Consider the following 24,295-nt stretch of genomic DNA (forward strand, 5'->3'; position numbering starts at 1 on the left):
GGGAGTCAGAATCAGGTGAAGGTGATGGACAGGCCGTCGAGGAACGTCAGCGGCACGTCGAAGGTGTAGTTGCTGCCCGCGAGGTTCTTGGCATAGGCGCCAAGCGCGCACCCGCTGCCGACGATCTCGATGGTGTCGGAGCCGTGCGACAGCGTAATGGTGAGCGTCCCCTTCGGCACGACGTTATCGGCGGGAACCTGCACCTTCGGCAGGATGTTGGTCATCTCCTGCGAGCGGGCCTTGAAAGTGGTCGACCCGCCGGGCTTGTTGCCGTTCGGAAGATAGAGCCCGACCTCGTCGACGGCGTTGTCGGCGGTGAGGTTGCGGTCTTCGTCGACCTCCATTCCGGTGACGATTTCCAAGGCAGTGATGTCGTACTGCGTGCCGTCGAGGTCGAAGACGATGCCCTGGACCTTAAAGCGGTCTTTGCCGCCACTGTAGCCCGTCGGGTTATTGATCGCGGTGGTCGCGGCCGACAGCTCCGAGTACAGGCCGGTTCCGCTGAACTGGACGCGCACGTCTTGGCCGTCCTCAAACGTGATGGTCGGTGTTCCGCGCACGCCCTTCACCAGTCGGATGAAGTAGTCGCCGGACTCGTCGTCGCGGATCGCCTCGTAGACTGTCATCGACGGCACCAGACTCATTGAGCGGCCGAAGGCGAGGTCGTATGTGACGTCCGTACTGGCGTTGACGGTCTCGGCGAGGTTGCACGCCTTGAACAGGTCGGCGAGCACCGACGGCGGCGGGTCACCGGCGGCCGAGTCCTTACCGACCAGATAGGTCGTAAACTGCACGTCCGTCTTCTCGCCGTAGCGAAGGATTTGGCCGCCCAGGCCGTCGGCGGTCTTCTCCTCCGGGCCGACTTCGACTACGGACTCTTGGATGGAGGGCTCGCCGATGATGCCCAGCCATTCGGAAGGGGTAGAGCCGGTAAAGGCGTCGTCGCCATAGGCCGGTTCGGCTTTGACGGCGAGGAGATGTCTGTCGGTGAGTGCCATATGTAGCCTCTAGGGGTGACGTGGGTGCGTTCAGGCGTGTGCAATCGATTGCACTTTCAGCGGGTGCACACGTTTGCATTAGTGCGGAATCTTCACGGCGACGTGCTGCGTGCATTCGATGAGCACGGCCGCTTCGCGATAGGTCTCGTTGTCCTGGTTGATGGGCGGCGATACGGCCGACCGAACGAGCTCGGTCTTCTGGATGACGTCGAAGTCGGTCACATGCTCGGTCAGCACGTCGGTCACCGCCCCGCGGTACAGCTCGGTGCGATGCCGCATCCAGTCCTTCATCAAGAGCTTGCGGCCGTTTCTGGTAGGCAGGTTGAACCCGGCCGGTTGCTTGAGCACGATCGAGACGGCGACCCGCGTGAGCTGGTTGTAGGTCTCGGCGGTCCCGTCCCCTGAGCCGCGGGCTTCGAGTTCGGACGGCTCGTAGACGATCGAACAGTACAGCTCCGGGCCGCCCAACTGTCGGAAGGCTTCGGAGATGGTCTCGTCGCCAACGATGTAGTTGTGCTCGTCCGGCACCGGCAGCGGGTACTCGGGCGTGTCCTTGGCGTCCAAGGGCGCCGGTAGCTCCGCCTTCACCACGGCCTCGATCCGGTCCGTCAGTTGGATGATGCTGTCGGCGATGGGTATTGGCATGAACGACTCCTACAGGTTGCTTCGCACGTCGCCGATACGAAGGCCCCGACGGGCCAGTCGCTGCTTCAGGCGGCGTTGCATATTCGTGGTCAGGCGCTTTCCGTGTGTGGGTCGCATAGCGAGCACGTCGCGCCCTGGAGACGGTTCGCCGAACGGCCCTTCGGTGTCTGTCGTCAGGCTGTAGGCGTGGTCGACGGCGGAGCCGATGCTCACCGACGTCCGTCCGACTCGGAAGATGTGCAGGTCGTGGTTCGGGTCGGTCAGCGACGGGTAGAGCTGCTCGAAGGTGCCGCCCTTCTGCCACCGGAGTAGGTCGAGGTGCCCGACCTTCATGAGCTTGTACGCTGCGTAGAGCGGCTCCTGCGAGTAGTCGGCCCACGGCCTGCCGCCGTGGCGGCCCTCGGTCGCAAACTGCTTCTTGGAGTGCGCCAACATGAACGGGTGAACCACCTCAGTTGCGAGGTCGGGCCATACCCGCTCGATGTGAAGGTCGTTGGTCACGCCCAGCAGCCGCGCGAAGGCGTCCTCGGTTCCGGCGCCGATGCGGACTTCAAGCATGGGTCAACCGCTCGATGAGCTCGGGCTTGTTTCCCGACGTGGCAAGGTCGCGCTCGCGAAGGTGCTCTTTGAGTTCGTCGACGGTCAGCTCTTCCAGGGCTTCGGCCGGACGGTCTTCGACCGGCACGTCTTCGATGAGCTGGAACCAGTCGGGATGCGCCTCGTAAAGATCGTTGGGAATCACCGCGTAGTCCCGGTGACCCTTGGGCTCTTCGCCCTTCTCGAGGACGAGTTGCATCTGACGAGTGATGACGACGTTCTTCGGCATGGGCTACCACCCTGTGAACCCGTCCGTGTCCCACCTTTTCGGGGTGGGGTTGGCCGGGTCGACGTTGGAAGCGATCTGATTCTCGGCTTTCTGGCTGTCTCCGAGGTCCTGTGGCGAGTCGCGCAGGGTCTTGCGAACCGAGCCCCACGTTTCCCACTGGCGGCGCACGTCGGCATCTGAGGCGTTCGTGCGCGTGAGGCTCTTGGCCGCTGCGAAGGCGATGATGCCGCTTCGCACGAGCTCGGACTCGTCGTCGCCCAACGTGGTTGGTTCGATGCCGTGCCGCGCCATGATGGCGTTGAGCTGGCCGGACGCCTGCGCGACCCACCGTTCGATCTGCGTCGTGTTCAGGGGCTCCGATGTCGCGTCCACATGCGCGGTGCGCTGCGGCAGCTCGTCGAGTACGTCCTGAGCAGTGACGCTATGCGTGGTGGACACGGTCATTACTGAGCCTCAATGAAGTCTCGGAGAGCCTGTTTGCGGTCTTCGGTGCCCTTCGGCGTGGGCTCCTCACGATGCTCGGCGAGGAAGCTGCCCATCTCGCGCCAGTCTTCACGCTCGAGAACGCCGCGGGCTTCGGCCACCAGTCGCTTCTGTTCGAGGTCATCGGTGGGCGGCCCCAGCTCGATGGCGTCCGGCGGGGTGTCCTGCTCACTGTCGTCGGTCGCCGGCGGGGTGTCGGGCCCCCCTTCGCGGTCCTGACTCGGTGGGTCGGCATTGGTCGCCGTCAGCTTCTCGAACTCCTCGAGAGTTACCCATTTGCCCTTATGCTTGCGGTATGTCTTACCCATGAAGGCCTCGTGTACTCTTGTGGTGATGCGTGTTTCTGCGTTGGTCAGTTCGGCAGTGCGGCTTTCGGCTGCAGCGTCGCCCGCACAGCGCAGTCCTTGGCCTCCAGCAGCTTGCGCAACGCCGCGGTCAGCTCCGGGTTACTCGGCAGTTCAGCTGCCAGCTCTTCGGCCAGTTCACAGAACGGACGAGAGACCGCCTGGAGGTGCTCCGGCAAGTGCTCGTAGGTGAAGAACTCGAGAAGGTGCGCGACCGACGGATGATGGTCTGTGGCTTCGTTCGCCATCTGTTGCTCCGGTAGTGTTGATGAGTGCGGCAGATGAAGAAGGGAGAGGGGGAGTCGAACCCCCTCCGAGGCTACCCGCTCCCTTGGTTCGGTGTGACGTCAGCCGCGGGGGCTTATGCGACGTCCTGGAAGGCGATGAAGAAGTCCGGGACGACAACGATGATGGAGCCGTGCACGATGCCGTGGAGCTTGCGCACGTTGTCCGACTTGACGTCCTCGGTGACGAACTCCATGTCGCTCCAGTCGAGGTACAACAGGTTCGCCGAGTTGTAGGCGCACGCCTGGTCGGCGTTCAGCCGCTTGACGTCGGCCGTGTCGGTGATGGCGCCGTTCTGATAGACGACGTCGTTCAGGATGACCCGCTGGACCTTGAGGTAGTCCTCCAGGAAGCTCGCGATCTGACTGGAGGTCGCGTACTTCCAGCCGGTCTGGCTCTGGAACTGGTCGTGGTCTTGAAGCTGGTTCTGTTTCGTGGTGCCCAGGTAAACCGTGTCGGCCAAGCTATCCTGCACGGCGCTTCGCAGGTCACCCAACGGGTCGGAGTTGGGGTCGTCCCAGGTCTCGCTCGCGCCCGCCGAGAGCTGACGGACGGTGACGTCCTGCGCGTTGGTCACGGCGGTGCCGCTACCGGACAGGATGGTGTTGAGTTCGAAGTCCTTCTCGAAAGCCGCCTGCGTGTCGAGGTGCGGGACGAAGCTCTCTTTGATCTTCTGGAAGAGCTGGTCGCCCTCTAGGCCGCGGGCGTACGACTTGTGATTCTGGATCTTCTGAATCTTGAAGTCGCGGTCGCTGACCGGGGTCCCCATCTCCTCGGACGTGGCGTCGAGCGCGCGGAAGCCCGACAGGCTGTTGGTGGCGACGATGGCCTGAAAGTCGAGGGACTTGATTTTCCCCTCGATGCCGGGGATGGCCGACTTCGGCACCTTCTGGCACATGACGTCGACCATGCTGGTCTTGAGTTCGCCCTCTTCCTTGAGGCCCTTGTAGACCTCTTTGGCGCGGGCGTCGTTGATTTGCGTCTGATCGAAAGGCATAGATCCTCCAAAGGACTGGAGGCCCCTTTCGTGGTCGTATCAATCGTGGTCGTGGGTGGAGCCGTGATTCACTGTTAAATGGCTGGTGGTACGGGTTAGCGGGCCTCGTCAGCCCTTGGGGCTACTGGTTCATCTCGAGCTCGATCGCTTCGAGCCGCGAGCAGTCGTGCTTCTTCATCAGGCTGTCGATCTTCTTCTCGTAGCTCAGGTTGACCGCCGGTGCCTCGGGGTCGCCCTGGTGACCGAGCTCTTCGGTCTTGAGCTTCGACAGCCGGGGGATCGTCTTGTCGTGCCCGGCGAGCTTCTCGAAGCCGGAGTTGACCTTGTCGACCAAGTTGGCGAGCTTCGACAGCTTGGCTTCGGCCGCACTCGTGTCGACGTCCAGAACGGTCGTGGTGCTGCCGGGCCCGGCGTCGCTGTCATCGGTCTCCGACTCGTCTTCGGAGGCGGACTCGTCGTCGCTGGCGCCCTCCTCTTCGGGCTCTTCGTCGGTGGCGCCGACGTCTTCGGTCTCTTCGGACTCGTCGACGTCGGGCTCGGGGTCTTCGTCGGCCTCCAGGGCGTCGAGACGAGCGGCCACCGAGTCGACGGTCTTACCCATCTGGTCGACGGTCTTGGTCAGGGCTTCGAGCTTCTTGAGTAGTTCTTCCATGTCATCTGCTCCCAGTTGGATGGAGAGTTGCGTGAGTGCGTCTTGCGACAGGTTGACGGCCAAGGTGTCTTGAATGGTGCCGATCGACTTCAGAAACGGGTCGGCCGTCAGCGACACCTCACGGATGACCGGCCCGAAGGACTCCCCGCTCTCGACGGTGTACTCGGGGACGATGCCCGCGGAGACGTACTTGATCTTTCCGGCGTCGATGGCCTTCTGAGCGTCTTCGGTGCGACTGAGCTTGACCCACACGCCGTTGAACCCGCCGTGCTTCGTGAGCTTCACGTCGTCGACGGAGCCGTCGCGCTCGGTCTTGGGTTGGTGCTCCCTCCAGATCGGTTGGCGGTAGGCTTCCCCGCCCCCTTCTCGAGCCTTCTGGTCGAAGTAGGCGTTGAGCCGCTGCGTCTCCGACACGAGATTGGTGAGGTAGTCGGCCGACAGCTCGATGGTGCGGCCGTGGTAGTCGATGGTTTCCCCCAGGGGGAGCACCTTGACCCACGAGGTGCGCTTGCCCTCCGCGTCGGCGAGCTTGATCCAGTAGTTGAGCTGTTCGGGTGCCTTAGTCATGGGCGGTGTCCTGCGTCAGCGTGATGACGTGGCGGAGGTAGGGGTCGGCGAAGCCTGTGACCTTGCTGCCGCCGGCGTCGAGCTCGGCGAGGATATCGCGGTAGCCCTGCTCCGCCGGCAAGATCGCGTTCATCAGGCACAGGCAGGTATCCGACGGCCCCTCGTGGTTTCGGTACGGCGGCTTGTCGCGCTGGTACGGCTTGGAGTTCAGGAAGTAGCGGCGGCCGTCGTTCTGGCGGCACGGCTCGCACGAGTCCTCTTCCATCACCGAGCTGAACTCCATGACGATACGGGTGTCCCCGATGCCGCGGGCTTCAGCCTCGTTGCGGATGCGCTGGACGATCTGCTCGCGCCCGTAGTTGAACGTTCGCTGGGTGTAGCGTTGGGCGTGCTTGGCAAAGGCGGACGCCGTGGGAATCTGAGGCTTGAGCTTCTCCGGGGCGTCCTCGGGGAGCTCCACCACGGCGTTGCTGTCCAAGTAGCTCTGCGTCACGTTGATCGCGTGCTGGGCGATCCGCTGGGCCTGCATGTCGATGTGGCGGTGGAACTGGTCAGACAGGCGCTTGAGGCCGTAGACCTTGTCGGGGTTGCCCGCCGACTTGGACACACGCGGCAGCGGCAGTTGGCCCTGCTCGACTTCGAGCGCCCCGAGCTGGCGGAGCTGTGCCGCGCTACCCTTGAGGGCCAGACGGTTGAGCTCGAACTTGATGGTATCGGCGTACCGATCGAGGTACTGATCTCGGACGGCCCGGCTCATGCGCATCAGTCGTTGCGGGTCCGAGACGTTGCGCGTCAGCTCGACGTACCGGTCACGATATTCGGCCGCGGTCTTTCTGAGCGCCCGACCGATCTCGTTGTTGCTCTCCAAGACCCACTTTCGCAGCTTCTCCGGGTCGTAGTTGAGCTCCGTCGGCCGCTCCAGTAGTACGAAGTCACCGACGCGGATGGCGCGTTCTGCGTGCGACTCACCGGGCCGCGGCGGCTCATGCGAGAACTGACTCTCTTGGTCGTCCGTCGCGTCTTCTTCGTCCCCGTCGGGGTTGGTCGGAGGCGTCTTGCTCTCGTCGACCGGAGCGAGGTCGAGATACTCTCGCACCTTGTTCTGGACCTCGGTGTCATTCGGGTCGATGAAGCCCGCCTGCGTCGCTTTGGTCAGATTCTCCAGCCAGTCGGGGTCCTTGGTATCCGAGCCCAGCGAGAACGTGAGCTTGGGCATGAACCGCGGATTGATCGGCGCGCCGAACGCGTTGCGGATGATGCGCGGGACAATGTGCTCGTTGATGAGCGCACACACCTGCTCGCCGAAGTAGCGGATACGCCGGATGTTCTCGACGTTGTCCTTGATTTCGGCGAGGTTGTACGTCCCGGTGTCCCCCAGCCCCACGAGTGAGCCCGTCGACTTGAGCGCGAGGCTGATTTGCTCGTCGCAGTAGCGGCGAAGGGCCTCGAAGTCGGGCAGGTTCCCGTTCGGGGAGATGCGCTCGTAGAGAAAGCGCCCGATGTAGACGATGGGATCGTCGGAGGCCGCGGCCGCCTCGAGCTCGGCGATGACCTTCTTGAGGTCGTCGGTGTCGGCCTTGCCCTCGGGGTCTCGAACGACGCCGGTGCCGTTTCCGTGGGACTCGGCAGCAGCCGTCTCGATCTGCGTGATGAGCTGCTTGATTTCGACCCAGCGCACCACCGGCCGAAGTGCCGATAGTCCCTCCAGGTCGAGCCCGATACCCGTCGAGTACAACAGCAGGTGCTCAGACGAGATCGTGACGTCCGGGAAATTGGAGCCGTCGTACTCGAAGGACGTACCGGCCCAGTCGCGCCCATCCTCGGTAAACAGCCACTTTCCGACGGTGCCCGGCCGACGGTACTTGAGCGCGTTGATGCCGCCGTCGGTGGCGTCAACGATCTCCCACAGGCTGAAGCCGTAGACGCGGTCGCCGAACGTCCAGCCCTTGAGGAAGTCCGACCAGTGCGACGGTCTGGAGTCGATCAGCGTGTGCTGGCAGAACTTCGCGTGGCGCTCTACACTCTTGCGAATGCCCGCCGGGGTCTTCTCGGGAACGACGAACGTCCACTGCCCGCTCGCAAGCCCCTCGTGGGTCGCGTCGACCGATGACTTGACCAGCGGATCGCTCACATACGTCTGCCACAGGACGCCGGGGTCGCCTTTGACGCCGCGGGCCCGATAGCTGAAGTCGGGCGTGTTGTCTTTGCCCCGCGGCAGCCCGCGCTCGTAGCGCACGTTCGGGTAGCCCTGCTCCTCGAGGTTCTGAACGAGCGTGAAGGCTTTGCCCCCGTCGATGACCTCCCACGCGGGGTTGTCGTCGGCCTCGTGCAGACGTTTGCACAGCTTGGTGACGCCGTACTTCTTGTGAAGGTCGGGAGCTCCCATTGGCTACCACTTTTTGGACATACGCCCGCGGTTCGGCAGCGTGCCGACCGTGGTGGGCTCGGGTTGGTTCTTCTTGACTCGGTACAGGCCGTCGAAGTGCTTCCAGGCAAGAGCGAGCGAGCAGACGCAGTCGTCGTGCAGGCCCTCCGGCGCCGAATACTTCACGCCGTTGCGGCGGTACTCGTACTCGAAGGTGTCGAGCTCGGCCTTGATCTCGTTGTCGGGAAAGCTCGTCTTGTGGCCCTGGATGGCCGTCGACAGCCCCTCCATGAGGTACTGCTTGGACTTCGGGGTAAACGTGTACCCCTCGAAGTTGCGGCCGTTGCGTTGCAGGTACTGAATGAGAACGTCGCCCACGCCGGTCGAGTCGACCAGTGCGTCGACGCCGTCGGTCAGGCGAACAATGGCTCGCTCGGTCGCTGGCCAGTCCTTCTGGAAGCGGTGGAACTCACAGACCTTGCCCTCGGAGTTCAGGGCGATGCCTACCGTCCAATCCGTCGAGCGTGCGAGGTCCCAGCCCCAGACGACCGGCGGGCCGGGGGCGAGTTGGGCGACGCAGTCGTCGATGGCTTTCATGCCGAACGGATTGCCGCCGTCGTCACTTGGCTCTGCGAGGTAGAGCTCCCGGAAGACGTGCTCGGGAAGCGCCTCTCGGGCGTCCTCGATCTCTTCACGAGGAATGATGCCCGCGTCGACCGCATCGTAGGCGGTGAGCTTGGCGTAGGCGTGTCCCTTGGCGCCCTGCTCTGCCCGGCGGCAGCCTTTGTAGAACCAGTTCGACCGGCCCTTGACGTTGCCGATGATGCGAATCGGCCCCTGCGTCGCCGTCAGCGTCGAGCGAACGGCCGTCCAGGCGTCCTCTTTGACGCGGGAGGCTTCGTCGATGACCGCGGCGTGGACGTCTTCGCCGTACAGCGAGTCGGGCTTGTCCGCCGACTTGAACCAGAGCTTGCCAGCGCCCTTGATGGCGATGGACTTCTCGGACAAGTTCTCGCGGTAGATGGCCCGCGGCAGGTACTTGCGCAGTCGGTCGAAAGCGATCTGCGCCTGTGAGCCAACCGGGGCGACCCACCACACGTTCTGTCCGTCCGCGCAACGCAGCGCCTGGACCAAGAGCCAGACGAGACAGCCAAAGGTCTTACCGGCCTTCGTCGACGCCTCGATCCACGCGTAGCGCGTCCCAGTGAAGATCGCCCGGCGCTGCTTGTCGTACAGCTCCGGGATCTGAATTGTTATCTCAGGCACGCCCCTTTACAACGACTCGGCATCGTCGCCCTTCTCCCACGGCACGTCGAGCTTGTAAGTCACTTCGCCCTTGTGTTCGGTGATGGTCCGATCGACGAAGTCGCCCTGGCTCTTGGCGAGCAACGTGGAGGCTTTGAGGCGGTCGGACATGGTCGCGTTGGGGTCATACATCACGCCCGTCCAGAACCGCTGTCTGTCGATCCTGTCGGCGACCAGCGGGTCTTCGTCGGTACGTTCGTCGATAGCCTCCTGAATCTGAGGTTTTCTAAGGTTCTCGTAGCCGGTCGACGAAAGGGTATCGTCGTCCCCGGAGTAGCCAGCGATCCTTGCGGCCTCAGTGGCATTGCCGCACGCCTTCCCCAGGTAGGCTTCGACAAACCGACGCTGTTTCTCAGTCAGCTTCGTCATCTTTGGGCTCGACGTCGTCATGGGTTACAAAGCAGCGGTTGTCGTCGATCTTGACCAGCGGTGCGGTCTTGACGGGACGGCCGTCGTCTACGGTGATGAAGTCGGCGGCGTCATAGGGGTTGTAGCGCACGGCCACCGGCAACGCGGGCTCGTCGTCTGGCTCGACCCAGCTCCCATGCACCTTGGCATGGACGTTCCGGCAGCCGGTCAATACGACGCGGTCGCGCATCTTCTCACTGACTCGGAACTGGGCCTTCTCCAGGAAGGCGGTTTCGCACCGGTAGATGACGCGCCCCTTCGTATTGGTCACGGAGAGCCCGCCGACGTGCAGGTTGTAGTGCACCCGCACCCATTGGCCGGGCTCCGGCTTCTGGTCGTAGTCGCCCATGGCACCCCTTGGGTATGAAGTGCAATCGATTGCACTCGTAAGTTCACGACCGGGTCGCTATGCTACGGCCCGACCAGGAAGCTCGAGATTTCAGGGAGAGGTATGCGCAAAATCGACGTGGAGGCGTGGGCACGCCGAGTCATCGACATGGTGCTTGAGGGAAACCGAGTCGAGGACAGCCGTGTCGAACTCAAGGCTCATTTTCCGGGGGACCACCCACACATCCCCGAAGACGTTCACGTCTTCAAGCACGCGCGGCAGTTGGCCGGACATGCGAACGCAGCTCGAGGTGCAGAGTTGCTGTGGTTATTCGGCCTCGACGACGAGGCAAACTGCATCACGGACGTGGCCACAGACAAACGCGAGCACTGGTACCAGCGCATCAGCTCGAAGTTCGAGTCACTAGTACCTGAGCTTCTCGAGTGCCTCACGATCGACCACGCTGACGGAGTGGTAGTAGCCTTCTATTTTGGGACGGAGCGGGCGCCTTATCTCGTCAATAATCCGAAGGGCGGACGGATTGACTATGAAGTGCCTTGGCGCGAGGACAATACGACAAGGACTGCCAAGAGACGCGATTTAGTCCGAGTTCTCGTGCCGGTGCAAAAGCTGCCTGGAATTGAGTTGCTTCATGGTGAAATTGAGATTCAAAGACGCTCCCAAGGTGGCGGCTTTCTAAAAGCGACGGCCAAGATCTACATTGAGCCGTTTCCTGGAGACAGCCTGTTCTTGCCTTTTCATCGGCTCCAGTTGATGACGTCGTTTATCTCTCCTGAAGAGCTGGAAAGTTGCACAGTTAAGTACGAGAATGCCAAAGTCGGCAAGTTACGAAGAGAGGTTCGATACGAGTCAGCGACCATCTCTTGTGGTCCAGCCGGCGTGCTAGTTTCAGGCCCTGGAGTATTCGAGTTTTGCCGACAATGGGAGTTCCCGAACAACTTGCCAGCCATTTCGAACGGGCCTTCGTGGATCAGGTTCCTAGCCACGCCATCACATCAAGACCGGCATGTGGAGGAAGAAAGCGAATTGCACCATCTCAAGTCCGAAGGAAACCGAGCGTACTGGCGAACATGAAGCGTGACCCCACCAAATCTGACAAGTTTTCTGACAAGCCCAAAAAAGACCACACATTAACGGACCAAAAGACCCCAAACCCGCCCAAACCCTCTAAAAGCGGACTTTTTCGCCGCCATGTGGGTACAAACGAGACGCCCAAGGCTTGCATGGGGTGCAAGGGGTCCCCGGTTCAAATCCGGGCGCTCCGACTTAGAAAACCCGACCGGCAACGGTCGGGTTTTTGCGTTCTTGCCCCACTCTCCCCACACCGTCACAACAAGCCCACCCGATAAGCGTAGCCGTAGGCGAAGCGCGCCGCACGAGGCGTAGCCGAGTGAGGCCTCTGTAGCCCCATCCGACCGGAGCGCAAGCGTAGGGAGGTTGGGGGGACAAATGGTGAACGCTCGACACGTGGTCGATCGCTCGACGTCACAACCTGGCTGGGCGTCGCAACGTGCGGGCGAATCGAAGATTGCCATTTCGATCGAAGCGGGTCGTTGGGAGATCGCCACACCGACCACGTGTCGAGGCGTCCCACGGCGCCCCGGGCCCTCTCCTCGCTGGCGCTCGGGTCGGACCCGGCTACAGCGGCCTCAGCAAACAGCGCTTCGGCGTCGCTTCGCCTGCGGCTCAGCTCATCTTACGACGTCGCGCGACCGCATGAAGTGGACATCGTCGGGGAATGTACTTCCCTTCCGACGCGGGGAGCCGGTAGTCGCCCTTGCGTTGGAAGACATGCTTGCCGAGCTTCTTCGGCACGAAGGCATGCTTGATGAGCTTGCGGCCGGAGCTCTTCTTCACTCGGACGCTGGTACCCTTTCGGATTTGTCGGGCGCCATCGTGCTTGAGGGGGATGGGCTTAGCGTCGACGTCGAGGGTGGCCCGCGGGTTCGGCCGCCGCTTTGCCTTGTGCCTCTTGAGCGAGTCTTTGACGCTGCTCGCCTTCAGTGCGACCTCTTGGCGGACCCCTTTGCTGATTTCGGTGCGTAGGCCGCGGGCCGTCTTGTTGATGGCCCGGACTTGGGCGTTGATGACCTTCTTCGGGTGAAGGTTTTTTATCTCCGCCCTTACGTCACGGTCAGTCGGTCTGGCAGTGACTGCGAACACAGGGTGTCACAGACCGGGGTAAGTGATCGTAGCTGGTTCGCCCAAAGTGACCACGGCTGGTTCGGCCAAAGTGATCGGCCCTGGTTCGGCCAAAGTGATCGCAAAATCGGGCGGATGTCGATGACCTGAAACGCTCAGACTGGGAGAATGCAGAGCAGATGGCTTTAGCCCCTGCTCTGGAGGACCCGATGAGCAATGAGAGGATCGACATGCATCGATTACAAGACCTGGTGCGGATGCACCGTGAGGGCGTTGGCTGCCGCGAGATTGCCCGCCTTCTAAAGATGAGTCCCAATACCGAGCGCAAATACCGCCACGCGCTCGATGAGGCTGGATTGCTCAAAGGCGAGCCTTCCGAGATCATCCCACTGGACGAGCTCAAGCAGGCGGTCGCAGAGCTCCTTCCGACGAGCACGCCGCCCCAGGAGACCTCCACGGTCGAGCCGTGGCGCGCACAGATTGAAGAGATGTACGAGCGCACGCGCTCACCCCGAGCCATCTGGGACAGGCTTCGGCTCGAGCACGCCGATTTCGACGGCAGCCTGTCCGCCGTCAAGCGCATGTGCGCCCGCATCAAAGCCGACAGAGGCCCACGTCCGCAAGATGTGGTCATTCGCGTCGAGACCGCGCCAGGAGAGATTGCCCAGGTCGACTTTGGCTATGTCGGCCGACTCTTCGACCCGATGAGCGGCAAAGTCAGAAAGGCTTATGCCTTCGTGATGGTCCTGGGCTTCAGCCGTCTGATGTACGTCGACCTGGTTTTCGACCAAAAGGTCGACACCTGGCTTCGCCTGCACGTCGACGCCTTCGAGTACTTCGGCGGCGTGCCCGAGACGGTGGTGCCGGACAATCTCAAAGCGGCGGTTGTGCGCTGCTATTTCGGGCTCAAGGACAAACCGGAGCTCAACCGAAGCTACCGTGAGCTTGCTCGCCACTACGGCTTTATGATTGACCCGACCCCGCCGTATGCCCCTGAAAAGAAGGGCAAAGTCGAGTCGGCGGTCAAGTACGTCAAATCAAACTTCTTTGCGCCGCGCGCCCTCGAGAAGCTCGACGAGGCCAAGGAGCAATTGAGCCTGTGGCTCGACCAGATTGCCAATCGGCGAGTCCACGGCACCACTCACAGGGTGCCCCGCGAGCACTTCGACGCTGAGGAGGCAGAAGCACTTAAAGCACTGCCGCCGACGCCCTTTGTGCCGGTGGTCTGGAAGAAGGCCAAGGTCCACCGCGACAGCCACGTCGAATTCGAGCGCCGGCTCTACTCGGTGCCGTTTCGGCTCATCGGCCAGACCGTCTGGATCCGAGCTCGAGGCGCAAGCGTCGATATCTTCTATGACGACGAGCTGTGCACCTCGCACAAGCGAAGCGGTCCCAGAAAGAGCACCCATGAGGCACACCTTCCTGAGGGGCGGCGCGATCTGCGCCACCGAAGCCGTCAGTGGTGGCAGGACAAGGCTGACCGGATGAGCCCGATCGTCGGCGAATATGTCGAGGAGGTCTTCGGGGCCGACGATGTCTTCAATCAGCTGCGCGCAGTCCAGGCGATCGTGTCGTACCTCGAGCAGTTCCCCGTCGAGCGTGCCGAGGGCGCCTGCCGAAGGGCTCGCGCTTTCGGAAACTACACCTATCAAGGCATCAAGCGGATTCTGGTGGAGGGCATCGACTTAGAGCCTGCCATCCCGCAGGCCGTCTACGTGCACGGCAAGCTCGCCCACCCGCGTTTTGCCCGAAATTTCGAGGAGCTGGCCCTGGCCGAGGAGGTCTACCATGAGCGCTCGTGATGATCTGGTCCCCATCCTCAAGCGCCTGCGGCTGTCGGGGCTTCTCAATACGCTGGAGCTTCGCGCCGAGCAGGCCGTCGACGACAAGCTTGGCTACGTCGACTTTGTCTATCGACTGCTCCACGACGAGGTGGAGCGCCGCGATGCCAATAAGCTGACGCGCTTGATTCGCCAGGCTGATTTCGAGGCCCACAAAACGCTTCAGGATTTCGATTTCAGCTTCAATCCCAAGATCCCACGCGAGCGGATCATCGAGCTCGGCACCACAAGCTTTGTCGAGCGCCAAGAAAACGTGCTCCTGGTCGGCCCGGCCGGCACGGGCAAGTCGCACATCGCCCAGGCGCTGGGTCACCGGGCCTGTCGAGCCGGCTACAAGACCAGGTATGTCGCCGCACATCAGCTTTTGAGCGAGCTTCGAGCAGCCCGCGCCGACCGCAGCTGGGACAAGCTGATGTACAAGCTGTGCGCGGTCGACCTCCTGATCATCGACGATCTTGGGCTGCGTCCGCTGGCCCAGGACGAGCCGGTCGACCTGTACGAGCTGATACGCCGCCGCTACGAGCAGGGCTCGCTCGTGATCACATCCAACCGCGCCATCGACGAGTGGTACGCCATGTTTGGTGACGCGCTGCTCGCCAGCTCGGCGATGGACCGACTGCTACACCACTGCCACGTCGTCACGCTCGACGGGCACTCGTATCGAAACCCGCCGTCGAAAGCCCGAGCCAAGACGGCCTAAACCCGATCACTTTGGCCGAACCAGCACCTTGAGGAGAACGACGAGAAATCGCCCATGACATCCGCCCGAAAATCGCGATCACTTTGGCCGAACTGAGCGCGATCAGTTTGCCCGTCCGTTGACACACAGGGAGTTCTTAGTTCGTCTGTCGGCGTCCGGGCGCCCGAAGGTCTGGTCTGCCCATGCTGTTACGTCAGGATCGTCTCCGTACTGCTCTCGGATGTACAAGGCGAGCGAGTCGTCAGGCTTCACGTCGTCGTCGCCGAAGGCTTCCTTGATGAGGACGTGCACGTAGCGCTGTGTACGTTTTCCGTGGCGCCACAGGGTCACTCGTGGACCGAGGGCGCCGGCGAAGGTCGACAACCGATTCGGGGAGGGTCCTTTGAGCGACCACACCTCGCCATCTCGAGAGATGACATAGTCGCCGTCGTAGCCATCGACGGTGGCGTAGTCGGCCGCGGGTAGTTCGTCGAAATGCTCAGCCACGAATACTCCAAGAAGCAGAAAGAGCCTCCGGATAGGAGGCTCTTTCACTCTCATTTTCTCTACGCGGAAAATGAGTAGGTGGGGCTTTCACTGCTTAGCCTTCTCTCGCTTCTGGAGAGCCGCGGAAGCAGTGTGGTCGGACGACCTATTTCTCACTTTCTGCGGTCTTCTCCCCTTTCTCGTCCGGTGTCAGCTTGATCCGCATCTTGTGCTGGCGATCGGTATTCTGTGCATAAGTGAAGTGGAATGTGTATTCACCTTCGGTGAGTTCCTTGCCGGAAATCGGGGTACTTAGAGTCATGTGGGTGCAACCGTACTGACTGCAGTCCAGAAGTGTTGGCGTGTTGTCGCCCAAGCGGCCCTTGAACAAACGTTTTCCATCTCGGCTTGCGATCAACTGCCAAGCCTTTCCATAGACTAAATGCTCACGACCTCGGACAAGGACGCGAACCCGCGGGATCTTGTCATCATCGAGGGTCTTCGGAGCGCCCACTCGCATGCAGACCTCGATGGTGACCCTATAGCTACCGCTAGAGGGCGCCTTGAGGCTGCGTCTTACGCATGCACCCTCCCGACTCCGTAGTTGGCTGTGCGGAAACGTCACATCCGCATCCAGGCCGTCCTCGAGAACGTAGAAGACGTCGTTGGAGGCCATGAAGTCTTGCAGCGCTGTCCCGGACTTTGGTGAACCAAGAGTGCTGGTATACACTTTCGAGCAGTCATCGAGAACGACCTGATAGTACTGTTCCTCCAAGCCACTGCTACTGTGGGAAATAGGCTTACTGAGCAGCTTTCCCTTCCGCCCTTGTAGCTTGTCATATGCCACGCCATCACCAACAAGCTTCGGCCGTTCACTCCAAAGCTGAAAGCCGTATTTCTTCAGGTCCTCTGCCTTATCGAACTTCACTAACTGCCCATCGAAGCTGTCGAGATCGCACTTGCTGCCAGCGTCGGCAGTCTTTGTAGAGTCGGCCGTGGAGCCGCTCGTGCCGGTCGAAGTCGCTGCGGTCTGCGAATCAGTGCTTGCAGGCGTCTTTTTCGTCGATTCCGACTTGTGGCAGTGATAGTCCGAGCCGTCATTCTTCGTGTGACAGCCCTTCTTGTCCTTGAGCCCTTCATGCGCGGACGCAGCCAGCGGCGCGCTCAGTACCAGGGCGCTCAGACCGGTTAGCCAAAGCTTCTGCATGTCCCCCTCCAGTGTGGGATTCGTGGCAATTCTGGCGGAGCGTGTCCGCCTAATATACGAGGGTCTTCGCGGCGATGCTAACAACGGCGGGGAAATTTTTCCAGCGGTTAAGATGCGTCTGTGAGCACCGGAGCGGCATCTTCGATCGTCACACGTGCAATCGATTTCGGTCGGCGAGCTCGCGCTCGACATATCGGCGAGCGGTTGCGATTCGACGGCTGGCCGTGGCGTTCGAGATATCCAGTGCCCGCGCCACCTTGGACTGCGTGGCGTCGAGGACGTCGACATTCGACCAGAGGCTCCAGGCTTCCTCCCCTCGAGCTCGCCCCACCCCGCCCTTATGCTTTGATGCTGTCAGTCGGTCACGGGCCGCATGGAACGCCTCGAGGATCCAATCGACGTGCCACACCAGCACCGGTGCCTCGACCCGGCTGTAATCCGGCGACGTCTGGACCCGGCAGCCGAGCTCGGCGATTTCGGCGTACACCTCAGTGAGCGAGCTAAGCCCGGGGCGGCCGTCTCGCCAGTGGTCGAGCACGATGCCGACGAAGAAGCCGAACTTGCGCGCGCTCTCAAACTGCGGATCACGCCGGTACAGGAGCGCAGATATCCAGTCAGGCTTGGCATGAATCGTAGCGAGTTGCTGGGACTGATACATGATGACCTCGTGCGTCTCGATGAGGTGGGTGGGGTGCGAATCAGAAGGGGGATCTCACTCGAGGGCCTCCACGTCTGCATCGGTGACGTAACAGCGGTTGTCGTCGATCTTGACCATGGGGGCTTCTTTGACCGGCTGGCCGTCCTGACGGTGATGAAGTCGCCGGCGACGAAGGGGTTGTAGCGCACCGCCACAGGTAGCTCCGGCTCCTCCTCGGGCTCGACCCAATGACCGTGCACCTTTGCGTGTACGTTGCGACACTCAGTCATCACCACGCGCTGGCGCATCTTCTCACTGACCCGGAACTCGGCGTCCTCGATGTAGGCGGTCTGGCACCGGTAGATGTCGCGGCCCCTCGTGTTGGTTACGGAGAGCCCGCCGATGTGCAGGTTGTAGTGCACCCGCATCGATTGGCCGGGCTCCGGCTTCTGGTCGTAGTCGCCCATGGCGCCCCTTGGGTTTGAAGTGCAATCGATTGCACTCGTAACTTCACGGCCAGCCCGCTATGCTACGGCCCAACCAGGAAGCTCGAGATTTCAGGGAGAGGTATGCGAAAAATCGACGTGGAGGCGTGGGCACGCCGAGTCATCGACATGGTGCTCGAGGGAAACCGAGTCGAGGACAGCCGTGTCGAACTCAAGGCTCATTTTCCGGGGGACCACCCACACATCCCCGAAGACGATCACGTCTTCAAGCACGCGCGGCAGTTGGCCGGACATGCGAACGCAGCTCGAGGTGCAGAGTTGCTGTGGTTATTCGGCCTCGACGACGAGGCACACTGCATCACGGACGTGGCCACAGACAAACGCGAGCACTGGTACCAGCGCATCAGCTCGAAGTTCGAGTCACTAGTACCTGAGCTTCTCGAGTGCCTCACGATCGACCACGCTGACGGAGTGGTAGTAGCCTTCTATTTTGGGACGGAGCGGGCGCCTTATCTCGTCAATAATCCGAAGGGCGGACGCATCGACTTTGAGGTGCCATGGCGTGAGGACAATACGACACGGACCGCAAGACGTCGCGATCTCGTATCGGTCTTGGTGCCGGTTCAGCGCTTACCTGATGCAGAAATGCTACTAGCTGCAGCCTCGGTCGGTCGACCAAAGGACAGGCTCGTTTTCTGTCTCGATGCTCAAATCTACCTGGAGCCGCTTGGCGAAGGACAAATCGTGTTTCCGTTCCACAGGATCCGATTAGAGTCCCCTGAGCTAGAATCCATTCATCTTTCTAGGTGGTCGCCGTATTTCGCATCAGCCGAGCCTGCAGGGGCATTCGGAGACGGCAAACATACCTCAATGGTAGATTGTCGCGGTCATGCGATTGTTCTGGGAGGACCGACGAGCATTGCGCTGAGACTCAAATGGTTCCCGACTGACATGGGGTACGACGTCTTCCCCGACAAGTTCGACGTAACGCTACGCCTGCAACCCTCAAGACTCGGGACCGATGTCGTTTTGCGTGCAACCTTCAGCAGCGAGCGCCCAATTCGGAACAAGGGGACAATTGCTCCCATCGCGCTTGATATCAGCGATTACGAAAATGCAGAACGCATTTGGATTGCCGAACCGACTAACTCTTGCGGACAAGCCCCATAACCTGACAAGTTTCCTGACAAGTCGAAGATCGGCATTTTTCGCGACCAACGAAGACCAACAAGCGCCGCCCAACCCCGCATAATGCGGGCTTCATCGGTCACACCAAGAAATTCATATCTAGACCCCTTGCTTGCATGGGGTGCAAGGGGTCCCCGGTTCAAATCCGGGCGCTCCGACTTAGAAAACCCGACCGGCAAAGGTCGGGCTTTTGCGTTCTTGCCCTCTCAAAACCCACAACAGGCCCACCCGATAAGCGTAGGCGAAGCCGAAGCGCGCTGGGAGCGCAGCGACCGAGTAGTCTTGGGCTGCGCCGAACGAGGCGTAGCCGAAGTGAGGCCTCTGTAGCCTCATCCGACCGGAGCGCAAGCGTGTGGCTCCTTGCGGGGCACGTGGTGAGGAGAGCCGTCAAGCCTACGGAAGTCCGCGCATCCTCTGCCCCCAACGGCATCAAAACTCCACTCAACCACGATTGCATCGACTCGCACAGCAGCCTACACTTCGAACATAAACCTTTTACTCAGGGCGGGCCGAGATGCCGTGGGCGACACTCCGTACAATGCGTGTTCGATCGCCGGACTGCATCACGTGCCAAATACAACGGATCATGTGGAGATTACTGATGGAAACCTTGATGATACTCTCGCTTATCGGGCTTGCGCTCTTCATCTTCTTTGGCGTGCGTTTCATTCATCGACGCAATGGCGGCGGCGCGACTGATAAAGAGTCCAAGGAACCTACAGGAGTTCGTCGGTTTCGCGAGCAGCACCAAGAGGCGGACGAAAGAATCATTGGCGCTGTCGATGCATGGATCGGAGAGATTTTCGAATTGAAAGCCTCCGATCAATTCACCGGCTCTTTGCTCCTCACCAACAAGCGTTTGGTTTTCGTCGGCACTTCCTTCCGTCTGGGCTCGGCGGACGCGGAGAGAACCCAGCAGATTTCTGTCGACAAGATCCGCACTCTGGATATTTCGGCCGACAAAGCGCTTCTCGCGCTCGAGGTAAATGACGAGTATGAGTACGGCATGCGAGACAATCCAGAAAACCGCGAGTTTCTAGAGTCAGTGAGGCGCGCGAAGTCGCAACCGTCCGCACCATCTCATTCGAGCTCCACCGGGGGCGCCGACCCGCTGGAGCAGCTCGAAAAGCTCAAGGGACTCCATGACTCAGGGGTGTTATCAGACGCCGAGTTTGAACAGAAGAAGCGCGCACTCCTAGAGAGAGTTTGATAACTCGCCCAGGCAATCAATCGCCATAAACGCATCGACAAGCCGCGCGTAGTCCTGCTCATCGACACAGCACCGGCAGTAATCGTCCATTGGCGTTCGCCGGTCCAGGACGAATACCCGATACAAGTCTTCGACAGCGGCTTTGCGTTCGTCGGTCATTGTGCTGCACATTCGTCGGCGCAATCCTCAGCTCTCGAAGTTGCAAGTCGACGTCCCCTCCAGGGGCTACCCATGCCTCAGCAAACAACGCATCGGCACCGCTTCGCCTGCGGCTCCGCTCATCCAAGAACGTCGCGCGACCGCATGGAGTGGGCTTCGTCGGGGAATGTACTTCCCTTCCGACGCCCCCATCACGTCGCAAAAAGCTGGTCCGGGTCCCGAAACGACTTGAACTCCAAGGCGTTGCCGCTCGGGTCCTGCACGAACATCGTCGCCTGCTCGCCTGGCTTGCCCTCGAACCGGGTGTGCGGCTCGATGAGAAACTCGACCTCCGCATCGCGCAACCGGTCGGCGAGTTCGTGCCACTTCTCCCACGCCAAGACGACGCCAAAGTGGCGCACCGGCACGGCGTCGCCGTCGACCTCGTTGGTGCGCGAGGCGCTCACCTCTTCGGGTCGCAGGTGCGCCGAGATCTGGTGGCCGAAGAAATCGAAGTCGATCCAACGCTCGTCGGTTCGGCCGACGCGGCAGCCGAGAACGTCCACGAAGAAGGCGCGCGTCGCCTCGAGGTCGGAGACCGGAAAGGCCAGGTGAAATGGTGATTCGGACATGTGTCTACTCCTTGCTCAGGTGTTGGGGCTCAGAACGCGAGCGCGTTGCCGGGCATAAACCGACCACGCCGCCGATCCGCAAGATGCTCCTCCCTGTGGCGCGTTTTCCAGCGCCATGGGGAGGTGTCGAGTGTTGTTCACGAGACGGAGGGGCGGGCCACATCGACCACCTGTCGAGGCATCCCACGGCGCCCCGGGCCCTCTCCTCGCTGGCGCTCGGGTCGGACCCGGCTACAGAGGCCTCAGCAGACGGCGCTTCGCCTGCGGATCCGCTCATCAAAAACGTCGCAGATGCGCATGGAGTGGACATCGTCGGGGAGTGTACTTCCCTTCCGACGCGGCTCGATTGGAGTTCTGGCCAATCCTCACCGCTGATGACATCGACACCCTCTAGGTACGTCGGGCAACAACTAACTCTCCGTCGACTTTGCGAAACTCGAAGTGATCCTCCTTCCCTAGGAATCGCGCAGTTGCCATAAATGCCGCGATGCGCACTGCTCTGGCCGTGGTATCAGTAAGAAGCCGCGTGACCTCACAGCACCTTACCCGGTGCGAATCGATGTCTGGGAATCCGGCTAACGCCTCTCTAACTCCCTCTTGAGCACCACGCAGCCACTCATTTGGGATCACGTTGAGAGACTCTGAATAGTCTTCAGAGTCGCATACGGTCACCTCCGCAAACATGCCTCTGCCATCTACCTGACGCCACAACCTGTAGGTTACAGATGTCATAGGAGCCTCGAAGAGGTACCAATAGTCCAAGTGCCGCCGGCAAAACAGCTGCCCCGGTCGAAGCGCGGTGAGCTTTACGGGACCAGAAACACTAAAAGAAAGCCTGGAGTGAGCAACAGAATCAGAAGAGCAAACACAGCAATAAACCAAATCAGCACCACAAAGACCCCAATGCGGACAAGCTTCTTCCGACGTTCCTGCTGCGCACTGCTTTCTGAATCTTGCTTTGCCATCGCTGCCGCTGACAGTGTTCTATGATTAGCGCGCCCCTGCAATTCAATGGAGTGTATTGAGTATACCCGCGCAGCGGCCTCTTGACCATCACGAGCAACGCTGTGCGCCGGTCGGCGTGATGGGAAGACTACTCGCATACGAGATACCTGATGCCACCGCTTCCCGTTGCCACAATCGAGCTTGAGCTCCCTGAGCCCATCGAAGACCTCGACGTCGACGACCTGGCGGAGTTTGTCGCACTTTCCCGATGGAAGGGTTTCCACGGTCAAGCTGAACTGTGGCCGCCACCCAATGTATATGTCGGTGGTTTTACGTCGTTTCCCGCCCCAGAAGACTGCACCGGCGGCTGGATACGCGGGCTGAACGACGGGAGGATTTTGATCGTCGGTCAAAGTGCACGTAGTAAGCGCGACAGATACGCTTGGATCGTCAGCTGGGATGGTGAACTCGACGCTGAGTTCATCGTCGGCGACGATTGGATGTGGGACGTGCTTGTGCTCGACGATGCATTTGTCGTCATCCACGACGATGAGCAAAGGGACTTTGCGGACATGAAGGGAATTCGCGCCTACGGATGCAACGGCGAACTCTTGTACAGCTACGAGCATGTCTTTGGGTGCTATGCCGCTTGCGCAACAGGGCCGCGCAGCTTCCTTTACGTGCCGTTCTTCAAAGACTCGGCATGCCATGTTGACCTCGATGCCGAGGGCACGGGCGAGACCTATTGGCCGATCCCAAAGAAGCTCAGGCTCCCGTTGGCGATTAGTACTGTCGGCGAGGTGACGTATTTCTGGAGGCCATACAACGACAGAGATGGCGTCTATCGCTGGAAACTCGGAAGCGAAGATTGTGAACGTATCGCCGATGCTCAGGACTGGCTCGCTGTGCGCGGTTTGACTGGCGGGCGCTTCTTATATCCGAGACAGGACAGTTACAACATCGTATATGCCGAGCGCTCCACCTAATGCGCAGAATGCTGGACACCTTCATGCACCGAACCTTGGCAGGTGGAGTTCGAGGGTGAGATGGTCGAGTGCCCGGCCTGTCACCGGTACTGGCTGCGGCCCAACACTTGAGCAACATTGGCCCGAGAAACCTGACATGGGGTGCAAGGGGTCCCCGGTTCAAATCCGGGCGCTCCGACTTAGAAAACCCGACCGGCAACGGTCGGGTTTTTGCGTTCTTGCCCTCTCAAAACCCACAACAAGCCCACCCGATAAGCGTAGCCGTAGGCGAAGCGCGCCGCACGAGGCGTAGCCGAGTGAGGCCTCTGTAGCCCCATCCGACCGGAGCGCAAGCGTAGGGAGGTTGGGGGGACAAATGGTCGACGCTCGACACGTGGTCGATCACACCTGCAAACCACCTTATCCCGAAGAATCGCCCAACCGCTCGCGCATCGCCGCCAGCTCGGCCCACTCGTCGTCGGACAACTCACCGAGCTTCTCTCGGGCCGCGTCGAGCGCTCCAGCGGCTTCCTCGAGCACTTCGACGGCCTTGTCGGGCTCGCCTGCTTTGACAAAAGCGTTGGCGCAATACGTCCACGTCTCGGGCGAGACGTTCACGTCGAGTGGCTTCGATGAGGACGCCAAACCTGTGGTCGCTTCGAAGTACCCTGCAGCTTCCTCGCGTGCGACCTCGAGCCACGCTCTGGCCGCCTCGCCGATTCGGCCGAGGTCTTCGAGGCATCTGGCGTACGACTCACGGGCGCCCAGGAGGTGCTCGTCGATGGCGAGAGCACGCTCGAAGTCGGCGCGCGCGGCGTCAAACTGGCCGCGTTCGGCCTGGGCGACGCCGCGTTGGTAGCAGGCTTGCGCATGCTGGGGGTCGATCTCGAGGGCGCGATCGAAGAGTTCGAGCGCCTCCTCGTGCTCTCCCTCGTCGCACAGCTCGATGCCCCGGTAGGTCAGCTCCCAGGATTCCGGAAGCAACGCCCCCGCCAACAACTGCTCGCTGGTCGCGGGGTTGGTTTCGCGCTGGTACACCGCCAGATTCCCGCCACTTTTGAACGATCTGGGGAACTTGCGCGTGTCCTTCGCCCAGCGAATCCGAAGCTCGTCGTCGTTCACGCCAATGAGCCCGATGTGGGACTCCTCGCCGTCGCGGCTGACCGTCAGACGCCCCACCTCGTCGTCCCACTCGATCTGGTACTCGTGCTTGGAGTGCTTGGAAATGTAGCCGGCGAACGACGGCCTGACCGGCCACAGCCGCTGCTCCTCGATGACCAGATGAGACTGATCGGTCCGCACCGGGCTCCCCTCGCGCGTCAGCGACTGCAATCGCCAGGCACCGAGCGCCGGCTTGGGGTCGAATGCCTCCATCTTCAAGGCACGCTTGAGCTGGGCGACCTCATCGGGGGTCAGCGCCGACATGGCGTTGTCGACCGAGATGTCTAGTTCCAGCGAATTGATGGCGTCAATGAGCTCGAACTTGCCCAGACCCAGCTCTGCTGCGAGTTGATATACACGCGTCGTCATTGAAGTTCCTCTCAGAAAGACCCGC

The 24,295-nt window shown here is 61.2% G+C and carries 25 protein-coding genes and 1 pseudogene; 6 read left to right on the forward strand and 20 right to left on the reverse strand.

Going from position 1 to position 24,295, the window contains the following annotated elements:
• Positions 1-11: 11 nt before the first annotated feature.
• The 13 genes from FIV42_RS00680 to FIV42_RS00740 all read right to left on the reverse strand — a co-directional run bounded on the left by FIV42_RS00680 (position 12) and on the right by FIV42_RS00740 (position 10,224).
• Positions 12-998 (reverse strand): hypothetical protein, encoded by a 987-nt coding sequence (locus FIV42_RS00680; RefSeq protein ID WP_141195798.1) that lies wholly within the window; start codon positions 996-998, stop codon positions 12-14.
• Positions 999-1,076: 78 nt separating this feature from the next.
• On the reverse strand, positions 1,077-1,643 hold the full coding sequence (locus tag FIV42_RS00685) for a hypothetical protein (protein WP_141195799.1): 567 nt from the start codon (positions 1,641-1,643) through the stop codon (positions 1,077-1,079).
• 9 nt (positions 1,644-1,652) lie between these two features.
• Positions 1,653-2,201 carry a hypothetical protein gene (locus FIV42_RS00690; RefSeq protein WP_141195800.1) on the reverse strand — a complete coding sequence of 183 codons (549 nt, stop codon included), beginning with the start codon at positions 2,199-2,201 and terminating at the stop codon, positions 1,653-1,655.
• Positions 2,194-2,469: an SAP domain-containing protein gene (locus FIV42_RS00695; protein ID WP_141195801.1), complete on the reverse strand. Its 276-nt coding sequence runs from the start codon at positions 2,467-2,469 to the stop codon at positions 2,194-2,196. Before FIV42_RS00695 ends, FIV42_RS00690 begins: the two co-directional genes overlap by 8 nt.
• Before the next feature lie 3 nt (positions 2,470-2,472).
• Entirely contained in the window at positions 2,473-2,913 is a 441-nt protein-coding gene (locus tag FIV42_RS00700) for a hypothetical protein (protein ID WP_141195802.1), read from the reverse strand.
• Positions 2,913-3,260, reverse strand: coding sequence for a hypothetical protein (locus tag FIV42_RS00705; RefSeq protein ID WP_141195803.1), 348 nt, complete (start codon positions 3,258-3,260; stop codon positions 2,913-2,915). The genes FIV42_RS00700 and FIV42_RS00705 overlap by 1 nt, the downstream gene beginning before the upstream one ends.
• 44 nt (positions 3,261-3,304) lie before the next feature.
• Positions 3,305-3,544 (reverse strand): hypothetical protein, encoded by a 240-nt coding sequence (locus FIV42_RS00710; RefSeq protein WP_141195804.1) that lies wholly within the window; start codon positions 3,542-3,544, stop codon positions 3,305-3,307.
• A gap of 113 nt (positions 3,545-3,657) precedes the next feature.
• Positions 3,658-4,578, reverse strand: coding sequence for a hypothetical protein (locus tag FIV42_RS00715; RefSeq protein ID WP_141195805.1), 921 nt, complete (start codon positions 4,576-4,578; stop codon positions 3,658-3,660).
• A gap of 121 nt (positions 4,579-4,699) precedes the next feature.
• On the reverse strand, positions 4,700-5,797 hold the full coding sequence (locus tag FIV42_RS00720) for a phage protease (protein WP_141195806.1): 1,098 nt from the start codon (positions 5,795-5,797) through the stop codon (positions 4,700-4,702).
• Positions 5,790-8,183 carry a phage portal protein family protein gene (locus FIV42_RS00725; protein WP_141195807.1) on the reverse strand — a complete coding sequence of 798 codons (2,394 nt, stop codon included), beginning with the start codon at positions 8,181-8,183 and terminating at the stop codon, positions 5,790-5,792. Before FIV42_RS00725 ends, FIV42_RS00720 begins: the two co-directional genes overlap by 8 nt.
• Positions 8,184-8,186: 3 nt before the next feature.
• Complete coding sequence (locus tag FIV42_RS00730) at positions 8,187-9,428, reverse strand: terminase large subunit domain-containing protein (RefSeq protein ID WP_141195808.1); 1,242 nt, start codon at positions 9,426-9,428, stop codon at positions 8,187-8,189.
• Positions 9,429-9,434: 6 nt separating this feature from the next.
• Positions 9,435-9,836: a terminase small subunit gene (locus tag FIV42_RS00735; RefSeq protein WP_141195809.1), complete on the reverse strand. Its 402-nt coding sequence runs from the start codon at positions 9,834-9,836 to the stop codon at positions 9,435-9,437.
• Positions 9,820-10,224: a hypothetical protein gene (locus tag FIV42_RS00740; RefSeq protein ID WP_141195810.1), complete on the reverse strand. Its 405-nt coding sequence runs from the start codon at positions 10,222-10,224 to the stop codon at positions 9,820-9,822. The genes FIV42_RS00735 and FIV42_RS00740 overlap by 17 nt, the downstream gene beginning before the upstream one ends.
• Before the next feature lie 102 nt (positions 10,225-10,326).
• Between FIV42_RS00740 and FIV42_RS00745 the strand changes: the two genes are divergently transcribed.
• The gene (locus FIV42_RS00745) at positions 10,327-11,298 is read left to right on the forward strand and encodes a hypothetical protein (RefSeq protein ID WP_141195811.1); all 972 of its coding nucleotides are present in this window, start codon (positions 10,327-10,329) and stop codon (positions 11,296-11,298) included.
• 612 nt (positions 11,299-11,910) lie between these two features.
• Here FIV42_RS00745 and FIV42_RS00750 read toward each other — a convergent pair.
• The gene (locus FIV42_RS00750) at positions 11,911-12,387 is read right to left on the reverse strand and encodes a phage tail protein (RefSeq protein ID WP_141195812.1); all 477 of its coding nucleotides are present in this window, start codon (positions 12,385-12,387) and stop codon (positions 11,911-11,913) included.
• 209 nt (positions 12,388-12,596) lie between these two features.
• Between FIV42_RS00750 and istA the strand changes: the two genes are divergently transcribed.
• Together istA and istB are read left to right on the forward strand one after the other, a co-directional pair.
• The gene (gene istA / locus FIV42_RS00755; RefSeq protein ID WP_168210300.1) at positions 12,597-14,168 is read left to right on the forward strand and encodes an IS21 family transposase; all 1,572 of its coding nucleotides are present in this window, start codon (positions 12,597-12,599) and stop codon (positions 14,166-14,168) included.
• Entirely contained in the window at positions 14,155-14,907 is a 753-nt protein-coding gene (gene istB, locus FIV42_RS00760) for an IS21-like element helper ATPase IstB (protein ID WP_141195814.1), read from the forward strand. Before istA ends, istB begins: the two co-directional genes overlap by 14 nt.
• 102 nt (positions 14,908-15,009) lie before the next feature.
• Here the strand turns inward: istB and FIV42_RS00765 are convergent, their stop codons facing one another.
• The 4 genes and pseudogenes from FIV42_RS00765 to FIV42_RS31540 form a co-directional block, all read right to left on the reverse strand.
• The gene (locus FIV42_RS00765; RefSeq protein ID WP_141195815.1) at positions 15,010-15,393 is read right to left on the reverse strand and encodes a hypothetical protein; all 384 of its coding nucleotides are present in this window, start codon (positions 15,391-15,393) and stop codon (positions 15,010-15,012) included.
• A 145-nt stretch (positions 15,394-15,538) separates the two neighbouring features.
• Positions 15,539-16,579 (reverse strand): hypothetical protein, encoded by a 1,041-nt coding sequence (locus FIV42_RS00770; RefSeq protein ID WP_141195816.1) that lies wholly within the window; start codon positions 16,577-16,579, stop codon positions 15,539-15,541.
• A 148-nt stretch (positions 16,580-16,727) separates the two neighbouring features.
• Positions 16,728-17,237 carry a hypothetical protein gene (locus FIV42_RS00775; RefSeq protein ID WP_141195817.1) on the reverse strand — a complete coding sequence of 170 codons (510 nt, stop codon included), beginning with the start codon at positions 17,235-17,237 and terminating at the stop codon, positions 16,728-16,730.
• 140 nt (positions 17,238-17,377) lie between these two features.
• Positions 17,378-17,683: pseudogene (locus FIV42_RS31540) on the reverse strand (hypothetical protein); the annotation flags it as partial.
• Positions 17,684-17,785: 102 nt separating this feature from the next.
• Here FIV42_RS31540 and FIV42_RS00780 point away from each other — a divergent pair.
• Together FIV42_RS00780 and FIV42_RS00785 are read left to right on the forward strand one after the other, a co-directional pair.
• Positions 17,786-18,832, forward strand: coding sequence for a hypothetical protein (locus tag FIV42_RS00780; protein WP_141195818.1), 1,047 nt, complete (start codon positions 17,786-17,788; stop codon positions 18,830-18,832).
• A 619-nt stretch (positions 18,833-19,451) separates the two neighbouring features.
• Positions 19,452-20,060 carry an SHOCT domain-containing protein gene (locus tag FIV42_RS00785; RefSeq protein WP_168210301.1) on the forward strand — a complete coding sequence of 203 codons (609 nt, stop codon included), beginning with the start codon at positions 19,452-19,454 and terminating at the stop codon, positions 20,058-20,060.
• 350 nt (positions 20,061-20,410) lie between these two features.
• Here FIV42_RS00785 and FIV42_RS00790 read toward each other — a convergent pair whose 3' ends face one another.
• Positions 20,411-20,830: a VOC family protein gene (locus FIV42_RS00790; RefSeq protein WP_141195820.1), complete on the reverse strand. Its 420-nt coding sequence runs from the start codon at positions 20,828-20,830 to the stop codon at positions 20,411-20,413.
• A gap of 1,115 nt (positions 20,831-21,945) precedes the next feature.
• Between FIV42_RS00790 and FIV42_RS00795 the strand changes: the two genes are divergently transcribed.
• The gene (locus FIV42_RS00795; RefSeq protein ID WP_141195821.1) at positions 21,946-22,761 is read left to right on the forward strand and encodes a hypothetical protein; all 816 of its coding nucleotides are present in this window, start codon (positions 21,946-21,948) and stop codon (positions 22,759-22,761) included.
• A 399-nt stretch (positions 22,762-23,160) separates the two neighbouring features.
• Here the strand turns inward: FIV42_RS00795 and FIV42_RS00800 are convergent, their stop codons facing one another.
• Positions 23,161-24,270 carry a tetratricopeptide repeat protein gene (locus FIV42_RS00800; protein ID WP_141195822.1) on the reverse strand — a complete coding sequence of 370 codons (1,110 nt, stop codon included), beginning with the start codon at positions 24,268-24,270 and terminating at the stop codon, positions 23,161-23,163.
• Between the last annotated feature and the right edge of the window lie 25 nt (positions 24,271-24,295).

The sequence above is a fragment of the Persicimonas caeni genome (genome assembly GCF_006517175.1).
Classification (GTDB): Bacteria; Myxococcota_A; Bradymonadia; order Bradymonadales; family Bradymonadaceae; genus Persicimonas; species Persicimonas caeni.